The following is a 21,875-nucleotide window of genomic DNA, read 5'->3' on the forward strand; positions in this document are numbered from 1 at the left end:
GGGCTCCCATGACCAGCGAAAAGATCCGGGTAGGCATCGTCGGCGCCAGCCCCCACCGGGGCTGGGGCCTGCGGGCGCACGTCCCCGCACTCCGCATCCTGCCCGGCTACGACGTCACCGCCGTCGGCACCAGCAAACGCGCCTCCGCCGAGGAGGCCGCCCGCCGGTTCGGCGTTCCACACGCGTTCACCGACGCCCGGGAACTCGCCTCCCATCCCGAGGTCGACCTGGTGGTCATCACCGTGAAGGTGCCCACGCACTTCGACCTCGTACAGGCCGCACTGGACGCGGGCAAGCACGTGTACTGCGAGTGGCCGCTCACCCAGACCACCACCGAAGCCGAACAACTCCTCCACCTGGCCCAACGCGCCGGCGTCCGTCACGCGGTGGGCCTGCAAGCCCGCTTCTCCCCCGCCGTCCAGTACGCACGCGATCTGGTGGCCGATGGCCGTGTGGGACGGGTGACCTCAGTCAACGTCTACTCGGCACGAGGCAAGGGCGCCGCCGCGGAGATCCCCGGCTGGATGGCCTACACGTTCGACCGCGTCAACGCCGCGGGAACACTCGAAGTGGGCGCCGGCCACACCCTCGACGCCATGGCCTTCGTGGCCGGAAACGTCACCGAACTCTCCTCGTCGCTGGCCATCCAGCGCACCGAGTACACAGTCGACACCGGCCACGAGGCGATCAAGGTCACCACCCCCGACCAGATCGTGATCAACGCCACCCTGGATGGCGGCGCCACGGCCGCCGTCCACATCCACGACGCCAAGCTCTCCGGCCCCCGCACCCGCATCGAGATCGCCGGCACCGAGGGCGACCTGGCGATCCTTTCCAGCGGCCCCGCCGCGGAGGAAGGCGTCCAGATCGGCGCCTTGGCCGTCCACGGTTCCCCAGGCCCTGGCTCCCCGCTCGAAGAGCTTCCCATTCCCCGGCACTACCTGGGGCCGCCTGCCAACACGGAGGTCATCAACGTGGCTCGCTTCTACGCCAAGCTCGCGGACGACATCCATACCGGCTCCCACCACGTGCCGGATTTTCACGACGGCCTGCGCGTCCACCGGCTCCTCGACGCCGTCCGGCTTTCGGCGGAGACAGGAAGGCGACAATCCGTGCATCCCTGATTCACGGCACGCGAGCCGTCCATTCCGGGGTACCGAACTTGTCCGTGACGTACTTGTCGGCGAGGCGCAGTTCATCCTCGCTCAGACCGTCGCCGACCAACCCGTACCGCCCCCGGAAGTGCCCGATCATCCGCTCGATGATCTTCTCCCGAGGCAGCCCGGTCTGACGGCGCAACGGATCGACGCGCTTGTTCGCGCTGGCGATGCCCTTGTCCGACAGCTTCTCCCTACCGATCCGCAGCACCTGCAGCATCTTCCCGGCGTCGATGTCGTACGCCATGGTCACGTGGTGCAGGACGGTTCCCGCTGCCAGCCGCTTCTGCGCCGCCCCCGCGATCTTCCCTTGTTCCGAGGTGATGTCGTTCAGAGGCTGGTACCAGGCTCTGATGCCCAGCTCGCCGAGCGCCCCCAGCACCCAGTCATCGAAGAAGGCATAGCTCTCGGCGAACGACATGCCCGCCACCAGCGTCTCCGGCGCGTACAACGAATAGGTGATCGTATTGCCCGGCTCGATGAACATCGCACCGCCGCCACTGATCCGCCGGACCACCTCCACCCCGTACCGCACCGCGGCTTCGGCATCCACCTCGTTGCGCAAAGACTGGAAGCTGCCGATGACCACCGCCGGCGACGCCCACTCCCACACCCGCAAGGTCGGAGGCCGCCGCCCCGCCCCCACCTCCTCCGCGAGTACCTGGTCGAGCGCCATGTGCAGAGCCGGCCCCTGGGGCTCCTCGTGCACGAGCCGCCAACCATGGTCCCGCCAGTCCGACGCCCGCGCGATCGCTCGCCGCACCGCGATCCCCACGGCTTCCGCCGTGACTCCCAGCATCACCGTCTCGCGCGGCAGACCTGCCTGAACGCGGGCCCCGATCTCCCTGGCCTCAAGACCGGCGGGCAAGCCGTCCAGCACCGCGTTGATGACATCCAGCGCCTCGTCCGGCTCGAGGAAGAAGTCACCGCTGATCCTCGGACCGCGCAGCACCCCGTCCACGACGTCCACATCGGCGACCACCAGCTTGCCGCCGGGCACCTTGTACTCACCGTGCATCACGTATTACCAAACCCCACCCGCCCTTCCCGGATTCCGCCATCCGCCCGGGGGTTCGTCGAAGCCTGCAAAACCGGAATCGGTCCATCCACGGCAGAGGCTGGCAGAGCCACGGCAAGCGGTCGTCCGCTGAGCACGCCGGCAAACGCCGAACTGACGAGTCGGTCCTGGCGACCCGTCGGCCATACCGGTGGACCCGGGCTCTGTCTCACGGCGGTTTCCGGAAAACGAATCAGAGCCCGAAGATGAGAGGCATGGTGATCCCTGGAAGACCCGCCCGCGGCTTGTCCACCGGCCGGCCTCTCATGGCGGCACTCGATCTCCTCGCCCGACGTTGGACACTGCACATCATCTGGGAACTGCACGAGGAGCCGCTGGGGTTCCGCCCGCTCCAGCAGCGCTGTGACGGCATGTCGTCCAGCGTTTTGCGCCAGCGGCTTCTCGAACTGATCGAGGCAGGGCTCGCGCAACAGACGCCGGACGGCCGTTACACCCTGACGGAACTCGGCCAGGACGCGCGCGAGGCCCTTGACCCACTGTCCGCGTGGTCCAGTCGCTGGGCGGCGACCATGCGACCGACCATGTGAACTCCTGGTGCTTCGATTCCAGAAGCGGTGTCGCTTCTGGAATCGAAGCACCAGAAAAGTCTCCCCTGGCGCGCATCGCACCCTCTGAACCGCCGGACATGTCGGACCATCGCCGAAGGGTGCCCACCGCGAATCACCTACGCCAGCCAGATTCCGCTGCGGCGAGGGCGTGCCGGGGTCATGGCGAAGTCGGACGGGACAGCTCGCTGGAGCACGACCCGGATCTCATGGCGGAGGCGGCGGCGGGCCCGCCGCTCCTGAACCGTCGCCCATTCCGACACCCAGCGATCGAGAAGGTCATAACGCACAGGCACGTAAACGGCCGCCTTGCGGCGGACTCTGATGGGCCGGGCGCGGCGACCCTCGCGAACGGCCTGCGCGTCACCGGCTGCGTTGTACCGCAGGCTGGAAGGACGGGTCACCCGTCGATCACTGGCTGGTGTCGGACGGGAAAGTTCACCGAGTTCGCGATGAAGCAGAGCTTGTGGGCACGTTCGTGCAGGTTGGCGACCTGGTCGGCCTGCTCCGGGTCCGCCAGTTCGACGTGGGGGCGCAGCATGACCTCGTCGAATCGCCCGCCGCCGTCGGGGGTCTCGATCATGGTTCCGTAGGGATGGTCGGTATAGGAGGTGACGACCAGTTTCTCCACGGCGCACAAATGCAGGAACCACAGCATGTGGCACTGCGACAACGAGGCGACCAGCAGTTCCTCAGGGTTCCACCGTTCCGGGTCACCACGGAAACCGGGGTCGGAGCTGCCTGCGATCGGCGGTTTGGCCTGTGCCGCCACCTCGTGGGACCGCTCGTAGGCGCGGTAGGAACTCGTCCCCGTGCCGAGATTGCCGGTCCAGGTGACGGACACTTCATAGCGATGGGTCCTCGACATTCCATCCCTCCGATCAGGTCAAGGTCGCCCTGGTGGCACGCACATGATCACCGGCGACCCGCTCCGCCCGCGGCCGGTCGCCCTGGACGATCGCCCGTACGAGGTCGCGGTGCTCGGCCGCGACCGCCTCTCCGCGTTCCGGGCGTGCCGGATGGGTGAGTGACTCCCGCGTCGAGACGATGATCTGGTCCCACAGCCGGTCGAGGGTCTCCAGCGCGATCGGATTGCCGCCCAGTTCGGCCACACTCCGGTGGAATCGCCGGTTCAGCACGATCGCGTTGTCCAGATCGCCCGAGGCGGTCACCTCTTCCAGGAGCAACGTGTCGCGCTCCAGGTCGGCCAGCGCGGCCGGCGCGAGGCGTCCGATGCGCTGCCGTTCGGCGGCGAGCCCCGCGGTGAGCGCCTCCAGCGCCGCCCGCACCTCGTAGGCATGGTCGAGATGCTCCGGAGGCAGGGCATGCACGACGACGCCCCGCCCCGCGCACAGCACCAGGCCATCGCCCTCAAGCCTGCGCAGCGCCTCGCGGACGGGCGTCCGGCCGGCGGTGAGCGCCTCGCTCACCGCCGCCTCCGTGAGCCGCTCACCGGGTGGGTACTCGCCCGCGACGATCAGTTCTCGTAGCCGCCGGTAGACGGTGTCGACCTGCATGGGCACCTCCATTGCATACAAAGCATACATTGCATGCAATACGGTTAACGCAGGGGCAACACCACGATCACGACACTCGCGTGCATGACGCGAGGGACCCGCGCCGCGCTGACGGCCGCAACTGCGATCATCGTTCTGTCCCTGACCGGCCCATCGCGGTTCCCGGAGGACGCACTTCCGGCCCCCGCGCGTCTCACAACGGCACCACCGACCATGGAACCAGCGGATCCACCGGCCTCATTCACGCGGTCCGAGCGCGCCGCGCTGACCCGCGCCCTCGATCGCTACCTGAAGCGTCGTCCAGGGGCCGTGTCGATCTCGGTCCGCGCCGCCGGGCTGGACGACTACACCTATGGCCGGGGGGTGCGGACGGCTACGGCGAGCATCGTCAAGCTCGACATCGTCCTCGCGCTGCTGCTCAAGGCGCAGCATGCGAAGCGGCGCCTCACCGCGACGGAGAAGACCTTGGCAGAAGAGGCGATCACGGTCAGCGACAACCACGCGGCCACCGCGCTCTGGCACCGGATCGGCGGCTCGGAGGGGCTGGCCACCGCGAACCGGCGACTCGGGCTCCGCGCGACGGTCCCCGGCCCAGGGGACGCCTGGGGCTCCACGACCACCACATCCGTCGACCAGATACGCCTGCTCACGGCCCTCACGTCCGGGCACAGCCGGATCTCGCCGGCGAACCGCCGTTACGTTCGCGGCCTGATGGAGGACGTGGTGCCCGAACAGGCCTGGGGTGTGAGCGCGGCCGCCGACCCCGGTACCGGCGTCGCCGTCAAGAACGGCTGGCTGCCCCGCCGCGTCCACGACGGTCTCTGGACGGTCAACAGCATCGGCCTCGTCCACGCCGCCGGTCGCACCTGCCTGATCGCCGCCATCTCCGAACGCCATCCCACCTTGCCGGACGGGATCGCCACGCTGGAACACGCCACCAGGACGATCGCCAGGGCCCTCACCCCCTCTCCGTCCAACCCCGACGCATGACCCTCCATCGCCGGAGGGTGACCGCCCGCGATCAGCCGGCCCCACGCCGGAAGGTCGCGCGGTAGTCCCTCGGACGCCGCCCGGTGTGTTTGGCGAAGAGGGCGGCGAAGGTTCCGGCGTCGCTGTACCCGACCGCGGCGGAGATGCCGGCGACGGTCCGGTCCGTGGTCTCCAGGAGATGGCGGGCGCGCCGGACACGCGACGCCTGCAGGTAGGCGAGCGGGCTCTGGCCGGTCTCGTCCGCGAAGCGCCGCAACAGCGTCCGGGTGCTGACGTTGAACGCACCGGCCAGTGCGGCCAGGTCGTATCGGGCGGTGAGGTTCTGGTCGAGCCTCCGCATGACCCTGCGGGAGAAGTCGTTCCCGGGCCGCGGGAGCAGCCGCGGGTCGACGTAGGGGGTCTGGGACGTGCGGGCATCATCGACGAGCGCCACCCGCGCGGTCGTCCGTGCCACGTCGGCGCCGCTGTGTTCGCGGATCAGATCCAACGCGAAGTCGTACATGGCGCTGAAGGCTGCGGTCGTCGTCACCCCCCGGTCGGTGACGACCAGACGTTCGGGCCGGACATCGGTGTCCGGACAGCGCCGGGCCAACTCGTCCGCGAGGAGCCATGCCGTTGTCGCGCGGCGATGATCGAGCAGTCCGGCGTCGGCGAGCAGGAACGCGCCGACGCAGATCGAGACGACGACGTTGCCCGTGGCGGCGTGCGAGCGGATCACGGCGATCTCGGGGGCGAGGGACGCGAGCGCCGCGTCCAGGTCGAGGCCCGCGGCGAACTCGAAACCCGGCACGACGAGGACATCGACCTCGCGCGGTGGGGACACGGCCAGCGCCGCGCCGCCCGACGCGGCGACGCGCCGGCGGGGTGAGACGACCGAAACCGCGTATCCCGCCTGGTGTGGGCCGGCGATGTGCGCGGCCATCGTCAAGAGATCGGGCACACCGAATACCTCGGAAGCGAAGCAGCCCGGATAGGCCAGGACACCGACCCGCAGTGCGCTCACACTCGTCTCCCCCCACCAGATCGATGGCGAGATTACCGCCATACATGGCGATATGGCCTGTCGCCCTGGACGGGTGCGTCAGTCCACCCTGTCGTCATGAGCGCCACCGACGGGCACCTTGACGACGCGATCACCGACTTCTCCCGCCGATCCGTCGACGTGGACGGGGTGGTGAAGACGGTGTACGCGGGAGGTTCGGGGCCTGCCGTCGTGCTGATGCCGGAGATGCCGGGCATCAGCCCTGATGTGCTCCGGCTGGCGCGATGGGCGCGGGACGCGGGCTTCACCGTCCATGTCCCCTCGCTCTTCGGGGTCGACGGCGCCTATCCCACCGCCGAGGGCGGCGAGGAGGTCGTCCGTCGCGCGTGTGCGAGCGCCGAGTTCCGTGCGTTCGCCGGCGGCGGCACCAGCCCGGTCACAGCGTGGCTCCGCGGTCTCGCGCGCCAGGCCCACGCCGAGTGCGGCGGTCCGGGGGTCGGCGCGATCGGACTGTGTTTCACCGGCAACTTCGCCCTCACCATGACGCTCGAACCGGCCGTCATCGCGCCCGTGGTCAACCATCCGTCGCTGCCGCTGGACGACGCCGCCGGGCTCGAGCTCAGCGACGAGGACGCGCGCGCGATCCGAGACCGCTTCGCCCGCGACGGCCTGAAGGTCCTCGCCTACCGCTTCGAGGGTGATCGGTGGTGCACCGGCCAGCGCTTCGCCGCCTACCGGGCACTCCTCGGCGACGCCTTCGACGGCCGCGTCCTGCCGGACGACTCCGCCAACGCCGATCCTCCCCCGTTCTTCCGCGACGTGGTCGGGACTCCGCACAGCGTCGTCACGGCCCATCTCGTCGACGAGGACGGGCATCCCACCCTGAGGGCCAGGGACGAGATCATCACGTTCCTGGGCGACCGCCTGAGGCCGCCCGGGCACCCCGTGGGCGACGAGCAAGACTCGTAGATCGATACCGGCGGGCGCGCCAGCGATCGCTCCGGCATGGAGAACAGGTCGAGGGGGATCCGGAAGGCCTCCGGATCCCCCTCGTCACCAGGCATGATGACGGTGCCGATCAAGCCGGGCACTGCCTGCGATGCGCCTGGGTGCCTTGCCCCCGGGCGCGCCGTCACTTCTGCGACGTCCGCGTCGCCCGGTGTCAGCTGCAGCCGCTGGTGGAGCCGCAGCCCTCGCAGACGTAGCAGCTCCCCGCCGGGCGCATCTTGGTGCCGCAGGTCAGGCACAGCGGGGCGTCCGCGGTGCGGCCCTGGCGGCTCTCGATGACCTCCATGGAGGAGTGCGCCTCGCGGGACGGGGCGGCGGCGGGCCTGGTGATCTCGGCGGACTGGGCGAGGGTCTCGTGGTCGACCTCGTCCTCGACGTGGAGAGTGGCCGGGTCCTCGCCGTTGGCCTGCATGGCACGCTCGTCGGCGGTGAAGATCCCGAGGGCGGAGCGCTCGTCGTAGGGCAGGTGGTCCAGGGCGAGGCGGCGGAAGATGTAGTCCATCACCGAGGTGGCCATGCGGATGTCGGGGTCGTCGGTCATACCGGCGGGCTCGAACCGCATGTTGGTGAACTTCTCGACCCAGGTCTCCAGCGGAACGCCGTACTGCAGGCTGATGGAGATCGCCATGGAGAAGGCGTCCATGACGCCGGCGAGGGTGGAGCCCTGCTTGCCGAGCTTGAGGAAGACCTCGCCGAGGCCGTCGTCCGGGTAGGACGAGGCGGTCATGTAGCCCTCGGCGCCCGCGACGGAGAAGCGGGTCACGGTGGCCGGACGCTGCTTCGGCAGCCGCCTGCGGACGGGACGGATCTCCGCCGGCGCCGTCTCGGCCTTCGGCTCCTCCTTCTTGCCCGCGGCGGACAGCGGCTGCCCGACCTTGCAGTTGTCGCGGTAGATCGCCAGGGCCTTCAGGCCCAGCCGCCAGCCCTCGTAGTACACCTTCTCGATGTCCTCGATGGTGGCCTGCTCGGGCATGTTGACGGTCTTGGAGATCGCCCCGGACAGGAACGGCTGGGTGGCCGCCATCATCCGGACGTGGCCCATCGGGCTGATCGCCCGCTCGCCCATCGCGCAGTCGAACACCTCGTAGTGCTCGTGGCGCAGGCCGGGGGCGTCGACGACGTGGCCGTGCTCGCCGATGAACTCGACGATGGCCTCGATCTGCTCCTGCTGGTAGCCGAGCTTCTCCAGGGCACGCGGCACCGTCTGGTTGACGATCTGCATGGAGCCGCCACCGACGAGCTTCTTGAACTTCACCAGCGCGAGGTCGGGCTCGATGCCGGTCGTGTCGCAGTCCATCATCAGGCCGATGGTGCCGGTCGGCGCGAGCAGGGACGCCTGGGCGTTGCGGTAGCCGTGCTTCTCGCCGAGCTTCAGGCACTCCTGCCACTGCTTGGTCGCTGCGACGTGCAGGGCCTTGTCCATCTCGTCGAGGGTGCGCACCTCGTCGTTGGCGGCGGCGTGCTTGCGCATGACCCGCTTGTGCCCGTCGGCGTTGCGGGCGTACCCGGCGTACGGGCCGACGACCCCGGCGAGCTCGGCGGAGCGGCGGTAGGCGACGCCCGTCATCAGCGAGGTGATCGCAGCGGCGAGCGACCGGCCGCCGTCGGAGTCGTAGGCGTGCCCGGTCGCCATGAGCAGCGCGCCCAGGTTCGCGTAGCCGATGCCCAGCTGCCGGTAGTCGCGGGTCGTCTCGGCGATCTTCTCCGTGGGGAAGTCGGCGAAGGTGATGGAGACGTCCATCGCCGTGATGATCAGCTCGGTGAGCTTGATGAACTTGGCGACATCGAACGTTCCGGCGGCGGTGAGGAACTTCAGCAGGTTGATGCTGGCGAGGTTGCAGGACGAGTTGTCCAGCGACATGTACTCCGAGCAGGGGTTCGACGCGGTGATCCGCCCCGTCTCGGGGTTGGTGTGCCAGATGTTGATCGTGTCGTCGTACTGGATGCCCGGGTCGGCGCACTCCCACGCCGCCTTGGCCATCAGCCGGAACAACTCCTTGGCCTTGACGGTCTCGACGACCTCGCCGGTCATCCGGGCGCGCAGCCCGAAGTCGCCGTCCGCCTCGACGGCGTGCATGAACTCGTCCGACACCCGGACCGAGTTGTTGGCGTTCTGGTACTGGACGCTGCCGATGTCCTTACCGCCGAGGTCCATGTCGAACCCGGCGTCCCGCAGCGCGCGGATCTTGTTCTCCTCGCGCGCCTTGGTCTCGATGAACTCGGCCACGTCGGGGTGGTCCACGTCCAGGACGACCATCTTCGCGGCCCGCCGCGTCGCGCCGCCCGACTTGATCGTCCCGGCGGACGCATCGGCGCCGCGCATGAAGGAGACGGGACCGCTCGCCGTGCCGCCGGAGGACAGCAGTTCCTTGCTGGAGCGGATACGGGAGAGGTTGAGGCCGGCACCGGAGCCGCCCTTGAAGATGACGCCCTCTTCCTTGTACCACTCCAGGATCGACTCCATCGTGTCGTCGACCGACAGGATGAAACACGCCGAGACCTGCTGCGGGGACTTGGTGCCGACGTTGAACCAGACCGGCGAGTTGAAGCTGAACAGCTGGTGGACCAGCGCGTACTTCAGCTCGTGGTCGAAGATCTCCGCGTCCTCCGCGGAGGCGAAATAGCCCTGCCGCAGTCCGGTCTCGGTGTACATCCGGACTACGCGGTCGACGAGTTGCTTGAGGCTCCACTCGCGCTGCGGGGTGCCCACCGCGCCGCGAAAGTACTTGGACGTGACGATGTTGACCGCGTTCAGGGACCAGAAGTCGGGGAACTCCACCCCGCGCTGTTCGAAGTTCACCGAGCCGTCGCGCCAGTTGGTCATGACGACGTCACGACGTTCCCAGCGCAGTTCGTCGTACGGATGCACGCCGGGTGTGGTGAAGATGCGCTCTACCTTCAGCCCTTTGCGGCCCCCCTTGCCGCGCCGCGCCGCCGAGCCGCTCACCGTCTCCGTCATGACCTTCCCCCTCTCGGGCCCTCCCGCCGGGCCCTGTTCAGGAACAACTCCGCCGCCGCGCGGGGCATGCCCGACGCGGTGGCGCTTGCACATGTGCTGCTGTGTGTTGCCGGAATCGCCCTAACCGGGCGGGCCGGGCTCCCCCGAAGAACTGGACCTGCGTAGAGCTTCGATCTCCTTGGCGAAGTCGTCCAGCGACTCGAAGCTTCGGTAAACCGAGGCGAATCGCAGATAGGCGACCTCATCGAGTTCGCCGAGCGGCCCCAGGATCGCGAGGCCGATCTCATGCGAGGGGATCTCCGCGGATCCGGACGATCTGATCGCCTCTTCGACCCGCTGTCCCAACTTCGCGAGCGCATCCTCGTCGACCGGGCGGCCCTGACAGGCTCTGCGCACCCCGGCGATGATCTTTTCCCGGGAGAACGGCTCGGTGACCCCGCTTCGCTTGGCCACCATCACGAGCACATTCTCCTGCGTCGTGAATCGCTTGCCGCATTCCGAGCACGACCGGCGGCGCCGAATCGCGCCTCCGTCATCGGTCGAACGACTGTCGATCACTTTGGTGTCAGGGTTGCGGCAGAACGGGCAGTGCACGCGTAATCCCTCCCTGACGAGAATCGCATCTGACCGATGAACAGTGCCATATATAGGTGAAGTACATCGGTGTGACTACTAGATGTTGTGGTCAACCGTACGGGGACACGCAGGCGTACGCAACCTGATCGGGGACCTCGAACGTTGACCCGCGTCACATCGCCCACGTCCGCGCTGGTCACGCGGAGCCTTAACGATCTTGCGTCGGGCGTGTCGCGGCCCCGCCGGCAACCCGTCGCCCAGCAGGACGTCCACCCCCCAGATCGCTCCATCGAAGGGGCGCGGAGCGGGCGCACCGAGGGCGATGCCGGTCGATTCGGCCGGGAAAGGTCAGCCGGCGGGCAGGCGCAGATGCTGGCCAGGCTGGACCGTGGGGTCGCCACCGAGACCGTTAAGGTCGATGAGGCGCTGGACGATGATGCGGGGGTCGGCGCCCGGGTCAAAGCCGGCGGCGATCTCCCAGAGGGTCTCCCCGGGCTCGACGACGACCATCTCACCCTGGCCGGACGGACCGCGGTGGACTTCCCGTCCGCCGGCGAGAGCGCCGGAGCCCACGGTGAGCCAGAGGCCGAACAGCGTGACGGTGGCGACGAAGGAGACCACGACGGCGCGACCACGCCGCGTCAGGCGTATCGGAGCGTGTTCATGGGCCGAACCGGACATCTCTCGCCTCCCGACGTCGAATGCATTTTCGATCGAACGCCTGTACGAAGTTCTACCGCAGACCACCGACGAAACGCGAGGACATCTTCGAACAATTGTTTGATCATCCCGTCCGGACGCGATAACGTCACATGACAAGGAGTGACGGATCGAGGCGCCCGGGAGGCGACGAGCGATGAGCAAGGTCCGGGAGCTGCCCGACGGGCCCATGGACGAGACGGGCCTGACCCAACGGCAGCGCATGGTGCTGGAGGTGATCCGCGATTCGGTCCAGCGCCGGGGGTACCCGCCCTCGATGCGCGAGATCGGCGAGGCGGTCGGCCTGACCAGCACCTCCAGCGTGTCGCACCAGCTCCGGGCGCTGCAGCGCAAGGGTTTCCTGCGGCGCGACCCCAACCGGCCGCGTGCCGTCGAGGTGCGGGTGCCGGGCGCGACCCCGGTGCGCACGGAGACCGACTCCTACGAGGCGGTCGGTGGCCAGCCGTCCGCGACGCAGCCCGCGCCCGCCTACGTGCCGCTCGTCGGCCGGATCGCGGCCGGTGGGCCGATTCTGGCCGAGGAGGCCGTCGAGGACGTGTTCACCCTGCCCAAGCAACTCGTGGGCGAGGGCACGCACTTCCTGCTGAAGGTCACCGGGGACTCGATGATCGAGGCCGCCATCGCCGACGGTGACTGGGTGGTCGTCCGGCAGCAGCCGGTGGCCGAGCAGGGCGACATCGTCGCCGCCATGATCGATGGCGAGGCGACGGTGAAGACGTTCAAGCGCAAGGAAGGCCATATCTGGCTCATGCCGCAGAACTCCGCCTACGAGCCGATCCCCGGTGACGAGGCGTCGGTGCTCGGACGGGTCGTGGCGGTCCTCCGCAAGATGTGACCTCTGGTGCCGGAACGGCGGCCGCCGGTGTCCCGGAGGCCGCCGCCGCGCGTCTAGCGCTTGGGCACGATGTTGACGATCTTGGGCGCACGCACGATGATCTTGGCGATCTCGGCGCCGCCCAGGGCCTCCTGGACCTTGGCGGAGGCCAGGGCCAGCCGTTCCAGTTCCTCGCCGGCGATGCCGGGCGCGACGTCCAGCCGGTCGCGGACCTTGCCCGCGACCTGGACGACGCAGGTGACCGACTCCTCCACCAGCAGGGCCGGGTCGACGGACGGCCAGCCCCCGCGGACCACCGGCGCGGTGCGTCCCAGCAGTTCCCATGTCTCGTCGGCGGTGTAGGGGGCGAACAGCGACAGCAGCACCGCCATCGCCTCGGCGGCCTCGCGGACGGCGGGGTCGGCGGCGCCGGGACCGGAGTCGATGGCCTTGCGCGTCGCGGTGACCAGCTCCATGATCCGCGCGATGGCGACGTTGAACCGCTGCGCCTCGACCAGCTTCGTGGCCTCGTCGACGGCACGGGCGGTGGCGCGCCGCAGCGCGGTGAAGCCGGACGTGGGGTCGGTGCCGGGCGGCGAGGCGACCTCGGCGGCGATCCGGTGGACGCGGGCCAGGAACTTCGACATGCCGTGCGGGGACACGTCCGCCCAGTCGATGTCGTCCTCGGGCGGGCCGGAGAACAGCATCGCCAGCCGGACGACGTCCACCCCGAACTCGCCGATCTGCTCGCTCAGGTCGACCAGGTTGCCCGTGGACTTGGACATGCCGCTGCCGTTCAGGATCACCTGTCCCTGGTTCAGCAGCCGGTTGAACGGCTCGGTGAAGCCCACCATGCCCATGTCGTACAGGACCTTGGTGAAGAACCGGCTGTACAGCAGGTGCAGGATGGCGTGCTCGACGCCGCCGGTGTACTGGTCGACCGGCATCCACCTGCGGACCTGCTCGACGTCGAACGGGCCTCCGTCGTAGCCGGGCGAGCAGTACCGGTAGTAGTACCAGGACGAGTCGACGAAGGTGTCCATGGTGTCGGTGTCGCGCTTGGCGGCACCGCCGCACTTGGGGCACTCGGTGTTCACCCAGTCGGTCGCGGCGGCCAGCGGCGAGGTGCCCTTGGGCGACAGGTCGGCGCCGCGCAGGCCCTCGGGCAGTGTCACCGGCAGCTGCTCGTCCGGGACGGGCACCTCCCCGCACGCCTCGCAGTGGACGATCGGGATCGGGCAGCCCCAGAAGCGCTGGCGGGACACCAGCCAGTCGCGCAGGCGGAAGTTGACCGAGGCTCGACCGGCGCCGCGTTCCTCCAGGATCTCGATGATCCGGGTGATGCCGTCGGTCTTGGTCAGCCCGTCGATCGGGCCCGAGTTGACGATCGCGCCGTCGCCGGGGGTGGCGACGCCGGTCTCGGCCGGGTCGGCCTGGCCGGTCTCGACGACGACCCGCACGGGCAGCCCGAACTTCAGCGCGAAGTCCAGGTCGCGCTGGTCGTGTGCGGGCACCGCCATGATCGCGCCATGCCCGTACTCGGCCAGCACGTAGTCGGACGCCCAGATCGGCAGCCGCTCACCGTTCACCGGGTTGACCGCGTAGCGGCCCAGGAACACGCCGGTCTTCTCGCGTTCGGCGGACAGCCGCTCGATCTCGCTCTCCCGGGAGACCTCCTCGCGGTAGGCCTCGAACGCGGCCCGCTGGGCGGGGGCGCAGACCTCCTCGGCCAGCGCGGCGTCGGCGGCGACGACCATGAAGGTCGCGCCGTACAGGGTGTCGGGGCGGGTGGTGTAGACGGTGACCGGCTCGTCCCGGCCCTCGATGACGAAGTCGACGTCGGCGCCGGTGGAGCGGCCGATCCAGTTGCGCTGCATCAGCAGGACGCGCTCGGGCCATTTGCCCTCCAGCTGCTCCATGTCGTCCAGCAGCCGGTCGGCGTATTCAGTGATCTTGAAGTACCACTGGGTCAGCACGCGCTTTTCGACCAGCGTGCCGCAGCGCTCGCAGTGCCCGCCGACGACCTGCTCGTTGGCCAGGACGGTCTGGTCCTTCGGGCACCAGTTGACGTGGCCGCCCTTGCGGTAGGCCAGGCCGCGCTCGTAGAAGCGCAGGAACAGCCATTGCGTCCACTTGTAGTACTCGGGATCGGACGTGTGCAGCCGCCGCGACCAGTCGAAGGACGGCGCGTACCGGTGAAATGAGGCCGCCTGAGTCTCGATGTTGGCGTACGTCCACTCGGCGGGGTGGGAGTCGCGCTTGATCGCCGCGTTCTCGGCGGGCAGGCCGAAGGAGTCCCAGCCGATGGGGTGCAGCACGTTGTAGCCGCGCTGGAACCAGTAGCGCGCGACGACGTCGCCGATCGCGAACGCCTCGGCGTGCCCCATGTGCAGGTCGCCGCTGGGGTAGGGGAACATGTCCAGCGCGTAGCGCCGCTCCCGGCCCTCGTCCTCTTCGGCGGCCTTGAACGGATCGAGCTCCGCCCAGCGGGCCTGCCACTTGTCCTGAACCGCCCGTGGGTCGTAGTGCTCGTCGCTGCTCACGCTTCCAGACTCCGCATTCTCCTCAACAGGGTCCCCAGACCGCCCGCCGACATGAAACGGCCCCTCGCACAGGAGGGGCCACCACGCTGACGTCAGTTCGTCACCGTGGTCGTTCAAGGAGCAGCCTGGCTGGCATACATCAAGCGTAGCGCAATCGCAAGCCCTCCCGTCGGGGGTTTGACCGTCAGTGACCGGAGAACTGGCGGGCGAGGGAGACGACGCCGGTCACCTGGACGTGGGTGAGGCCGAGGTCGGCGCCGACGGCGGACAGGGTCTCCTCCTCCGAGACGCTGAGCGGCCCGTCGATGAGGGCGACCTCGGCGGCGGCGCGCAGGATGCTCTCTCTGGCCTCGGGGGCGAGTGCGGAGGACGCCCGTCCCATCTCGACACGGACCTCGTCGAAGGGGCGGCCGAGATCGGCGTTGAGCGCGCCCTCGTCGTAGCCGGGCTCGCCGGCCTCATGGACGACGGTGACGGCACGGGCACGGGCGCCCAGGTGGGTGTAGTCGCCGGAGCGCAGCACCTGGGCGATGGCCATGCGCAGCAGCATCGCGGGCATCCGGGCGAGCTGCGCGGTGGTCGGTATCTCCAGGATGCCGGGGTTCCAGCGGCCGTGGCAGGTGTCGCACTCGACGAACTCGCCCCCCGCCTTCGTCAGCGGGATGACCGGGATGAAGAACAGGGTGAAGAAGTTGCGCCCCTGCCGGCGGCGGTAGTCGCGGTCGCCGCCACAGTCGGGGCAGTGGAAGATTCCCCTGGTCAGGGTGAAGAAGACCACCCGCCAGCCGAAGATAATCAAGATCGCGCACCCTTTCTCGGTAAGGCGGCACATCGTAACGGGGACGCGTGCGCTCCCGGCGCGCGGGCGGCGGGCCGGGTTCGCGCGGCCGGATCCGGTCAGGTGTTTGAAGGCTTGACGAATGGGCGAACATGCTCGAAGCTCTTAGTAAATAGGAAGGTTTCCTATTAGTACTGGAGGTCGTTCCGACCACGACGCCTCGTCCCGCCCCGCAAGCGGCTGCCGACTCCGACCGGTCATCCCGCCAGGCCCCCGCCCCCAGGAGGATCGCGTATGCCCAGTAAGTTCCGCCTACCGCGCAAGAGGTCGCTGGCCCTCGCCACCGTCGCCTCGGCCGGGCTCACGGTGGTGGTCGCCACCCCGGCCCTCTCGCACGGCTATGCCACCACCCCCGTCAGCCGCGCCCTGCACTGTAAGGACGGCACGGTGCAGGACTGCGGCGAGGTCAAGTTCGAGCCGCAGAGCGTCGAGGGACCGAAGGGGTTCCCGAAGTCCGGCCCCGCGGACGGCAAGATCTGCGCCGCCGGCGACTCGCGCTGGGCCCCGCTGGACGACCAGCGCGACGGGAAATGGCCCGCCACGTCCCTGACCAGCGGCCAGACCTTCACCTTCTCGTGGAAGCTGACCGCGCCGCACTCCACCTCGTCCTTCCGGTACTTCATCACCAAGGACGGCTGGGACTCCAAGCGGCCGGTGACCCGCGCGGCCCTGGACCTGACGCCGTTCCTGCGCGTCGACGGCGGGAACAAGCAGCCGCCCAACTCGGTCTCCCACCCCGGCACGCTGCCCACCCGGCACGGCCGGCACCTGATCGTCGCCGTATGGGACATCGCCGACACCGGTAACGCCTTCTACCAGTGCTCGGACGTCGATTTCGGCTAGAGCCTCCTCCCCCGCGGGCACCGCTCTCCGCCCGCGGCCGGTGACCGGGCGGGGCCGCGCCTCCGCCCGGTCACCGGCCCTCCCGGTCACCCGGCATCCGCGCCCCCACCCGACCCCGGTTGAGCGACCGGCTGGTCACACCTGGCGCCCAGGGCGCGGCGATCTCGCGGAACAGCACGTCACAGCCCCCCGGCGGGGCTGGCGCGCGCGGAACTCCATGCAGCAGGATGTGCGGAACGGTTCATACACTCGTCGGTAACAACCGGCTCGTGACCACCCCGCGCGAGGAGTGCCATGCTCAACCTGTCCGTGCTGCTGGAGGACGCGGCCCGGGAGACGCCGGACCGGGACGCCTTCGTGTTCGGCGACATCCGGCTCTCCTACTCCTTCATCGACTCGATCGCCAACCAGGTGGCGAACCTGCTGCGGTCGCGCGGCATCGGACCGGGCGACAAGGTGGCGCTGTCGAGCCCCAACCTGCCCTACTTCCCAATGGTCTACTTCGGGGCGCTGAAGGCGGGCGCGGTGATCGTCCCGCTGAACGTCCTGCTCAAGCCGCGCGAGATCGCCTACCACCTCGCGGACTCGGACGCCAAGGCGTTGTTCTGCTTCGAGGGGACGCCGGAGCTACCGCTCGGCGAGATGGGCCACGCGGGGTTCGAGCAGACCGCGGGCTGCGAGCACTTCTTCCTGCTGCCGGCGAGCCTCGCGACCACCGAGTCCCCGATCGAGGGCGCCGAGCTGTTCTGGGCGGCGTTGTCCGGCCAGCCGGGCACCTTCGAGACGGCGCGGACGGAGGCCACCGACACCGCGGTGATCATCTACACCAGCGGGACGACCGGGCAGCCGAAGGGCGCCGAGCTCAGCCACGGCAACCTGCTCATGAACGCGATGGTGGACGACACGCTCTTCTACCGGACACTGCACGACACCTCCCTGGTGACGCTGCCGCTGTTCCACATCTTCGGGCAGACGTGCGTGATGAACGTCGGCCTCTACCGGCGCGCGACCCTCGTCCTGCAGCCGCGGTTCGACGCGCGGCAGGCCGTCGAGCTGATGGTCAGGGAGAAGGTGAACATCTTCGCGGGCGTCCCCACCATGTACTGGGCACTGCTGAACGACGACACCGCGCCTGAGGAGGTCGAGACGATCCGCGCCAACCTGCGGGTCGCGGTGTCGGGCGGCGCGGCGCTGCCGATGGAGGTCATCAAGGGCGTTCAGGAGAAGTTCGGAGTGAACGTCCTGGAAGGCTACGGCCTGTCCGAGACGTCCCCGGTGGCCTCCTTCAACCGTCCCGACCGCCCGACCAAGGCGGGCTCGATCGGCCTGCCCGTCTGGGGCGTCGAGATGAAGCTCATCGACGACGACTGGAAGGAGATCGAGGGCGAGGGACCCGGGGAGATCGCCGTCCGCGGGCACAACATCATGAAGGGCTACCACGGCCGGCCCGAGGCGACCGACGAGGCGATCAAGGACGGCTGGTTCCGCACCGGCGACGTGGCCCGCCGCGATGAGGAGGGCTACTACTACATCATCGACCGCTCCAAGGACATGATCATCCGGGGTGGGTACAACGTGTATCCGCGGGAGCTGGAAGAGGTCCTCATGACCCACCCGCAGGTGTCGCTGGCCGCGGTCGTGGGCGTCGCGCACCCGTCCCATGGCGAGGAGGTCAAGGCCTACGTGATCCGCACGCCGGACGCGACCGTCACCGAGGACGAGCTGGTGGCCTGGGGCAAGGAGCAGTTCGCGAACTACAAGTACCCCCGGATCGTCGAGTTCCGGGACGAGTTGCCCATGACCGCCACCGGCAAGATCCTCAAACGCGAGCTGCGCGGCTAGCGCGGGCGCGGGGCACCGGCACCGCGGCGCGTCCTCCGGACGTCAGCGCGAGCTGAGGTCCTGCGTTCCGACGACGCGGAGCAGCTTCATGGCCTCGTGGGACGGGGTGCCGGGCACGGCGGTGTAGAGCACGACCCGCTGATCGCGTTCTGGGACGTACAGGACGTCACAGTGCAGGTCGAGCGGGCCGACGACCTTGTGCGTCATGTGCTTGCGGCCGCTGCGCCTGATGCCCACCTCGCCCTCGGCCCAGAGGCCGGCGAACAGGGCGCTCCGCTCGGAGACCTCGGCGACCAGCGCCGCGATGCCGGGGTCGCCGGGGTAACGGCCGGCCGCCGCGCGCAGGTCGGCGACGGACTCGCGGGCCAGAGCCGTCACGTACTCCTCGGTGCCGTACCGTTCGGCGGCGGAGCCGGTGAACAGCCAGCGGATCACGTTGCGGTCCCCGGGCCGCATGGCAGAGAAGTCGCACATCAGCGCCGCCGCGAGGGCGTTCCAGGCGAGGATGTCGTGGCGGGCGTCCAGCACGTAGGCGGGCGTGTCGTCGAGCCGATCGAGCAGGTGCAGGATTCCCTGTGGCACGTCCCGTGAGGGGCCGGCAGGCGGCTCCGGCGTCTCACCGGCCAGGTAATGGAGGTGGCCGCGCTCGTCATCGGTGAGCCTGGCGGACGGCACGACCGTGCTCGTCGGCGCCCGTTCGGAGACGCTGGGCGAGCGGGTCACCACCGCCCTCGCCGACGGCGGGATCGACGCCCGGTTCGTCCGCCTCGACGTCACCGACCCGGCCACCATCGACGCCGCCGCCGCGAGGATCGAGGAGGAGCACGGGCGGCTCGACATCCTGGTCAACAACGCCGCCGTCGCCGCGACCGGCGCCTCCGACCCGGCGGACGCGGCGCCCCCGAGCCGCACGACGGTCGCCTTCGTCCGGGCCGCCTTCGAGACCAACGTGCTCGGCGTCGTCGCGGTCACGAACGCGATGCTGCCGCTGCTGCGCCGCTCCCCCGCGGCGCGGATCGTCAACGTCTCCAGCGAGCTGGGCTCGCTGGGACGGCAGAGCGACCCGTCCTCACCCGGCCACGGCGTGAACCTGCTGCCCTACAACACCTCCAAGTCGGCGCTGAACGCGGTGACCCTCGCCTACGCGAAGGAACTCGCGGACGGCCCGATCAAGGTGAACGCGGCGACGCCCGGGCACTGCGCGACGGACCTGAACGGGCACACCGGCTCGCGCACGGCGGCGGAGGGGGCCGCCGTGATCGCGGAGGCGGCCACCCTCGGCGCGGACGGTCCGACCGGGGTGTTCATCACCGACGCCGGTCCCGAGCCGTGGTGACGCCGCAGGTCCGGCCGCCGAAACAGAAGGGTCAGAAGAGGATGTGCTCCTTGGCGAGCCCGTAGAACGCGACGCGGCTGTCGGCCAGAAGCTCCAGGTCGCTGGGCCGCCAGGTGTGGCGCTTGGCGTCCGCGTGCCGGATCGTGACGAAGGAGTACCGGTCGGCGGCGTAGACGCGGACGCCATCGGAGCGCAGGCGCCGGAACAGATCGGTGTCCTCGCCCCGGCCCACGTCGGCGAACCGGTAGGAGCGCATCAGGTCGCCCTCGCCGAGGAGCGCGCCACCGCGCAGCACGTCCACGTACCGATGTTCGAGGTCGGGGTAGCGCAGCAGGGTCGCGTCGATGGACGCCAGGTGCGCGTAGTGGGCGAGCTTCCCGACGACGCCCGCCTCGGTGTAGGAGAACGCCGGGAGCAGGTCGGACAGGTAGTGCGGCCCGTACAGTTCGTCGTCGTCCACCTTGCCGATGTACTCGCCGTCGGCCGCGTCGATCGCCATGTTCAGGCAGCCGCCGAGCGTGCGCGAGGAGTCGGCGGCGAGGACCACCACGTCGTCGATCCCCGCGGTCATGGCCCGCTTCTGCACGTCCACCGGATCGAGGTCGAGGCCGTGCAGGACCATCACGAGCTGCAATGGCCGCCAGCGCTGCCGGGCCACCATCTCGACCGCCGGGGCGATCTGCTCAGCTCGGCAGGTGGACATGACGAGTGACACGGCCGGCCGGTCGTTTCGCGAAGCGCGCGCGGCATCCATCCCAAGTTGTTCTAGGACGGTGTCGACCCGATGCCTGTACGTGTGTTCGGCATGGACGTGACGCAAGGCGAGATGGGCCTGTCGATCGCGCAGCTCGGGTCCGCCCAGAAGGGCCCGCAGAATCCGTGGCGCGTTCTCTTCGCCCACCACGGCGGGCCCGAACGCGGGCTCGGGATCCGCCCGGTGATGGACGATGGGCACTCCCGCGGCCGCCGCCTCGTAGGCCCGCCGCTCATCCGGGGCGATCATCACCTTGTAGCGCTTGCGCGCGGCGGCCGCCTGCTCGTACGGCCATGGCGGGACGACCCGCTGCCGGTACAGGTGCGGGAAACCGGTCGCGGCGAAGTGGCCGCCGAGCCGGGGCGCGGGGGCGATCAGCGCCTCCGCGTCCTGGTCGTACTCGCCCTCGTACAGCAGCGAGTACCGGCCCTGATCCTGTACCCGGACGGGATTGTGCAGGCGGGGCTGCGCGGCGAACGGAAGGTGCGTGACGCGGTCGTGCCCGAGCTTGCGACGGTACTCGGGCACGGCGGCCGCGGCGACGGTGAACACCCGGTCGAAGGACCCGGCGGCGTCGCCGAGGCCCGCGCCGGTGTCCCAGTACGCGGTCGGGACGCCGCGCTCGCGGCACCAGGCGGCGAGCTCCCGCACCGGCAGATCGGTCGGGACGGACTCGACGAGCAGCAGGTCGGGCCGGCGGGACTCCAGGATCTCCCACCAGTCGCCCGGCCGGAGACCGCCCAGCCGGGTCCACTCATAGCGCAGCGCCGCGTCCAGGACGGGGCCGAGCACGACGGCCGCGACGAGGTCCGGCCGGTTCACCGGCCCGTCCGGCGGCCGGGGCGCGGGCGCGTCGACAGGGTCGGTGTCGGCGACGCGGACGTCCGGGCGGCGGGTCTTGCGGGGCTCCGCGGCCGGCTCGGGCGGCGGCGGGCGATCGCGCAGCGCGTCCCCGACACCGTGCAGGGAGGCGGGTGTGAACGGCCGCCGCCGGAACGCCGACAGCGCCGGCCCGAGCCGCGACCAGCGCCGCAGCCGCAGCACCTCGTAGCGCCACTCCGCCCGCTCCGCCCGGTGCGCCTCGTCGGCACGGCCCCGCTCAAGCTCACCGATGCGGCGCGCGGCCTCGTTCAGCGAGCCGATCAGCCGCCTGATCTGGTCGTCGCGGTCGTCGCGTTCGCGCTCCAGTTCGGCGAGCCGCAGCCGGACGGCCGCGTTGTCGGCGGCGAGCCGGTCGCCCCGTTCCCGCAGACCGGTGATCTCGGCGGTCGTCGGGTCGTTGTCGGGCACGGGCACTCCGGGCGTGGATCGGCGGCAACTGTCCTTGCGTTCACGCTAGGGGTGCCCGCCGCACGGTCTCCGGAATCCGCGCG

Annotated in this window: 20 protein-coding genes; 8 read left to right on the plus strand and 12 right to left on the minus strand. The window is 69.8% G+C overall.

Annotated elements, in window-relative coordinates; all coding sequences use genetic code 11:
• Positions 1-8 precede the first annotated feature (8 nt).
• Positions 9-1,124, plus strand: a complete 1,116-nt coding sequence (locus AMA02S_RS16430; RefSeq protein ID WP_067458748.1) for a Gfo/Idh/MocA family protein — start codon at positions 9-11, stop codon at positions 1,122-1,124.
• A gap of 1 nt (position 1,125) precedes the next feature.
• Here AMA02S_RS16430 and lplAB read toward each other — a convergent pair whose 3' ends face one another.
• Positions 1,126-2,175 carry a lipoate-protein ligase LplAB gene (lplAB, locus tag AMA02S_RS16435; protein ID WP_067458751.1) on the minus strand — a complete coding sequence of 350 codons (1,050 nt, stop codon included), beginning with the start codon at positions 2,173-2,175 and terminating at the stop codon, positions 1,126-1,128.
• A gap of 305 nt (positions 2,176-2,480) precedes the next feature.
• On the opposite strand from lplAB, the gene AMA02S_RS16440 reads away from it, so the two are divergent.
• Complete coding sequence (locus tag AMA02S_RS16440) at positions 2,481-2,762, plus strand: winged helix-turn-helix transcriptional regulator (protein ID WP_084265233.1); 282 nt, start codon at positions 2,481-2,483, stop codon at positions 2,760-2,762.
• 137 nt (positions 2,763-2,899) lie between these two features.
• On the opposite strand, the gene AMA02S_RS41785 is transcribed toward AMA02S_RS16440, so the two are convergent.
• The 3 genes from AMA02S_RS41785 to AMA02S_RS16450 all read right to left on the minus strand — a co-directional run bounded on the left by AMA02S_RS41785 (position 2,900) and on the right by AMA02S_RS16450 (position 4,297).
• The gene (locus tag AMA02S_RS41785; protein WP_157430612.1) at positions 2,900-3,076 is read right to left on the minus strand and encodes a hypothetical protein; all 177 of its coding nucleotides are present in this window, start codon (positions 3,074-3,076) and stop codon (positions 2,900-2,902) included.
• 104 nt (positions 3,077-3,180) lie between these two features.
• Positions 3,181-3,648, minus strand: a complete 468-nt coding sequence (locus tag AMA02S_RS16445) for an OsmC family protein (protein ID WP_067458757.1) — start codon at positions 3,646-3,648, stop codon at positions 3,181-3,183.
• A gap of 13 nt (positions 3,649-3,661) precedes the next feature.
• Positions 3,662-4,297, minus strand: coding sequence for a GntR family transcriptional regulator (locus AMA02S_RS16450; RefSeq protein WP_067459160.1), 636 nt, complete (start codon positions 4,295-4,297; stop codon positions 3,662-3,664).
• A gap of 309 nt (positions 4,298-4,606) precedes the next feature.
• On the opposite strand from AMA02S_RS16450, the gene AMA02S_RS16455 reads away from it, so the two are divergent.
• Positions 4,607-5,287: a serine hydrolase gene (locus AMA02S_RS16455; RefSeq protein ID WP_169806835.1), complete on the plus strand. Its 681-nt coding sequence runs from the start codon at positions 4,607-4,609 to the stop codon at positions 5,285-5,287.
• 31 nt (positions 5,288-5,318) lie between these two features.
• On the opposite strand, the gene AMA02S_RS16460 is transcribed toward AMA02S_RS16455, so the two are convergent.
• A complete protein-coding gene (locus AMA02S_RS16460) occupies positions 5,319-6,290 on the minus strand; it encodes a GlxA family transcriptional regulator (RefSeq protein WP_245667577.1) in 972 nt (323 codons plus the stop codon).
• Positions 6,291-6,386: 96 nt separating this feature from the next.
• On the opposite strand from AMA02S_RS16460, the gene AMA02S_RS16465 reads away from it, so the two are divergent.
• On the plus strand, positions 6,387-7,238 hold the full coding sequence (locus AMA02S_RS16465) for a dienelactone hydrolase family protein (RefSeq protein ID WP_067458766.1): 852 nt from the start codon (positions 6,387-6,389) through the stop codon (positions 7,236-7,238).
• 193 nt (positions 7,239-7,431) lie between these two features.
• Here AMA02S_RS16465 and AMA02S_RS16470 read toward each other — a convergent pair whose 3' ends face one another.
• From AMA02S_RS16470 to AMA02S_RS42900, 3 genes are all read right to left on the minus strand, one after another.
• Entirely contained in the window at positions 7,432-10,236 is a 2,805-nt protein-coding gene (locus AMA02S_RS16470; RefSeq protein ID WP_067458769.1) for a vitamin B12-dependent ribonucleotide reductase, read from the minus strand.
• A gap of 120 nt (positions 10,237-10,356) precedes the next feature.
• On the minus strand, positions 10,357-10,830 hold the full coding sequence (nrdR, locus tag AMA02S_RS16475; RefSeq protein WP_067458772.1) for a transcriptional regulator NrdR: 474 nt from the start codon (positions 10,828-10,830) through the stop codon (positions 10,357-10,359).
• 330 nt (positions 10,831-11,160) lie between these two features.
• Positions 11,161-11,493 carry a LysM peptidoglycan-binding domain-containing protein gene (locus tag AMA02S_RS42900; RefSeq protein WP_067458775.1) on the minus strand — a complete coding sequence of 111 codons (333 nt, stop codon included), beginning with the start codon at positions 11,491-11,493 and terminating at the stop codon, positions 11,161-11,163.
• Positions 11,494-11,668: 175 nt separating this feature from the next.
• Between AMA02S_RS42900 and lexA the strand changes: the two genes are divergently transcribed.
• Positions 11,669-12,367, plus strand: coding sequence for a transcriptional repressor LexA (gene lexA / locus AMA02S_RS16485; RefSeq protein ID WP_067458778.1), 699 nt, complete (start codon positions 11,669-11,671; stop codon positions 12,365-12,367).
• A gap of 53 nt (positions 12,368-12,420) precedes the next feature.
• Here lexA and leuS read toward each other — a convergent pair whose 3' ends face one another.
• Both leuS and AMA02S_RS16495 read right to left on the minus strand, forming a co-directional pair.
• Complete coding sequence (leuS, locus tag AMA02S_RS16490) at positions 12,421-14,889, minus strand: leucine--tRNA ligase (RefSeq protein ID WP_067458781.1); 2,469 nt, start codon at positions 14,887-14,889, stop codon at positions 12,421-12,423.
• A 184-nt stretch (positions 14,890-15,073) separates the two neighbouring features.
• A complete protein-coding gene (locus tag AMA02S_RS16495; protein ID WP_157430614.1) occupies positions 15,074-15,688 on the minus strand; it encodes a hypothetical protein in 615 nt (204 codons plus the stop codon).
• Positions 15,689-15,961: 273 nt separating this feature from the next.
• Between AMA02S_RS16495 and AMA02S_RS16500 the strand changes: the two genes are divergently transcribed.
• Both AMA02S_RS16500 and AMA02S_RS16505 read left to right on the plus strand, forming a co-directional pair.
• Positions 15,962-16,570 carry a lytic polysaccharide monooxygenase auxiliary activity family 9 protein gene (locus AMA02S_RS16500; protein ID WP_067458787.1) on the plus strand — a complete coding sequence of 203 codons (609 nt, stop codon included), beginning with the start codon at positions 15,962-15,964 and terminating at the stop codon, positions 16,568-16,570.
• A 294-nt stretch (positions 16,571-16,864) separates the two neighbouring features.
• A complete protein-coding gene (locus AMA02S_RS16505) occupies positions 16,865-18,412 on the plus strand; it encodes a long-chain-fatty-acid--CoA ligase (protein WP_067458790.1) in 1,548 nt (515 codons plus the stop codon).
• Positions 18,413-18,454: 42 nt separating this feature from the next.
• Here the strand turns inward: AMA02S_RS16505 and AMA02S_RS16510 are convergent, their stop codons facing one another.
• On the minus strand, positions 18,455-19,087 hold the full coding sequence (locus tag AMA02S_RS16510; RefSeq protein ID WP_067458793.1) for an MmyB family transcriptional regulator: 633 nt from the start codon (positions 19,085-19,087) through the stop codon (positions 18,455-18,457).
• On the opposite strand from AMA02S_RS16510, the gene AMA02S_RS16515 reads away from it, so the two are divergent.
• Positions 19,068-19,748: an SDR family NAD(P)-dependent oxidoreductase gene (locus AMA02S_RS16515; protein ID WP_067458796.1), complete on the plus strand. Its 681-nt coding sequence runs from the start codon at positions 19,068-19,070 to the stop codon at positions 19,746-19,748. The genes AMA02S_RS16510 and AMA02S_RS16515 overlap by 20 nt on opposite strands.
• 31 nt (positions 19,749-19,779) lie before the next feature.
• On the opposite strand, the gene AMA02S_RS16520 is transcribed toward AMA02S_RS16515, so the two are convergent.
• Positions 19,780-21,792, minus strand: a complete 2,013-nt coding sequence (locus AMA02S_RS16520; protein ID WP_157430615.1) for a glycosyltransferase family protein — start codon at positions 21,790-21,792, stop codon at positions 19,780-19,782.
• Positions 21,793-21,875: the final 83 nt, after the last annotated feature.

The organism is Actinomadura macra NBRC 14102 (genome assembly GCF_001552215.1).
In the GTDB taxonomy this organism is placed as follows: domain Bacteria; phylum Actinomycetota; class Actinomycetes; order Streptosporangiales; family Streptosporangiaceae; genus Spirillospora; species Spirillospora macra.

What these genes read in the sequence shown, in the direction of transcription:
- AMA02S_RS16500 (WP_067458787.1), top strand. Translation starts at nt 15,962, where the DNA reads ATGCCCAGTAAGTTCCGCCTACCGCGCAAGAGGTCGCTGGCCCTCGCC.
- AMA02S_RS16505 (WP_067458790.1), top strand. Translation starts at nt 16,865, where the DNA reads ATGCTCAACCTGTCCGTGCTGCTGGAGGACGCGGCCCGGGAGACGCCG.
- AMA02S_RS16465 (WP_067458766.1), top strand. Translation starts at nt 6,387, where the DNA reads ATGAGCGCCACCGACGGGCACCTTGACGACGCGATCACCGACTTCTCC.
- AMA02S_RS16440 (WP_084265233.1), top strand. Translation starts at nt 2,481, where the DNA reads ATGGCGGCACTCGATCTCCTCGCCCGACGTTGGACACTGCACATCATC.
- AMA02S_RS16430 (WP_067458748.1), top strand. Translation starts at nt 9, where the DNA reads ATGACCAGCGAAAAGATCCGGGTAGGCATCGTCGGCGCCAGCCCCCAC.
- AMA02S_RS42900 (WP_067458775.1), bottom strand. Translation starts at nt 11,493, where the DNA reads ATGTCCGGTTCGGCCCATGAACACGCTCCGATACGCCTGACGCGGCGT.
- AMA02S_RS16445 (WP_067458757.1), bottom strand. Translation starts at nt 3,648, where the DNA reads ATGTCGAGGACCCATCGCTATGAAGTGTCCGTCACCTGGACCGGCAAT.
- lplAB (WP_067458751.1), bottom strand. Translation starts at nt 2,175, where the DNA reads ATGCACGGTGAGTACAAGGTGCCCGGCGGCAAGCTGGTGGTCGCCGAT.
- lexA (WP_067458778.1), top strand. Translation starts at nt 11,669, where the DNA reads ATGAGCAAGGTCCGGGAGCTGCCCGACGGGCCCATGGACGAGACGGGC.
- AMA02S_RS16450 (WP_067459160.1), bottom strand. Translation starts at nt 4,297, where the DNA reads ATGCAGGTCGACACCGTCTACCGGCGGCTACGAGAACTGATCGTCGCG.
- AMA02S_RS16470 (WP_067458769.1), bottom strand. Translation starts at nt 10,236, where the DNA reads ATGACGGAGACGGTGAGCGGCTCGGCGGCGCGGCGCGGCAAGGGGGGC.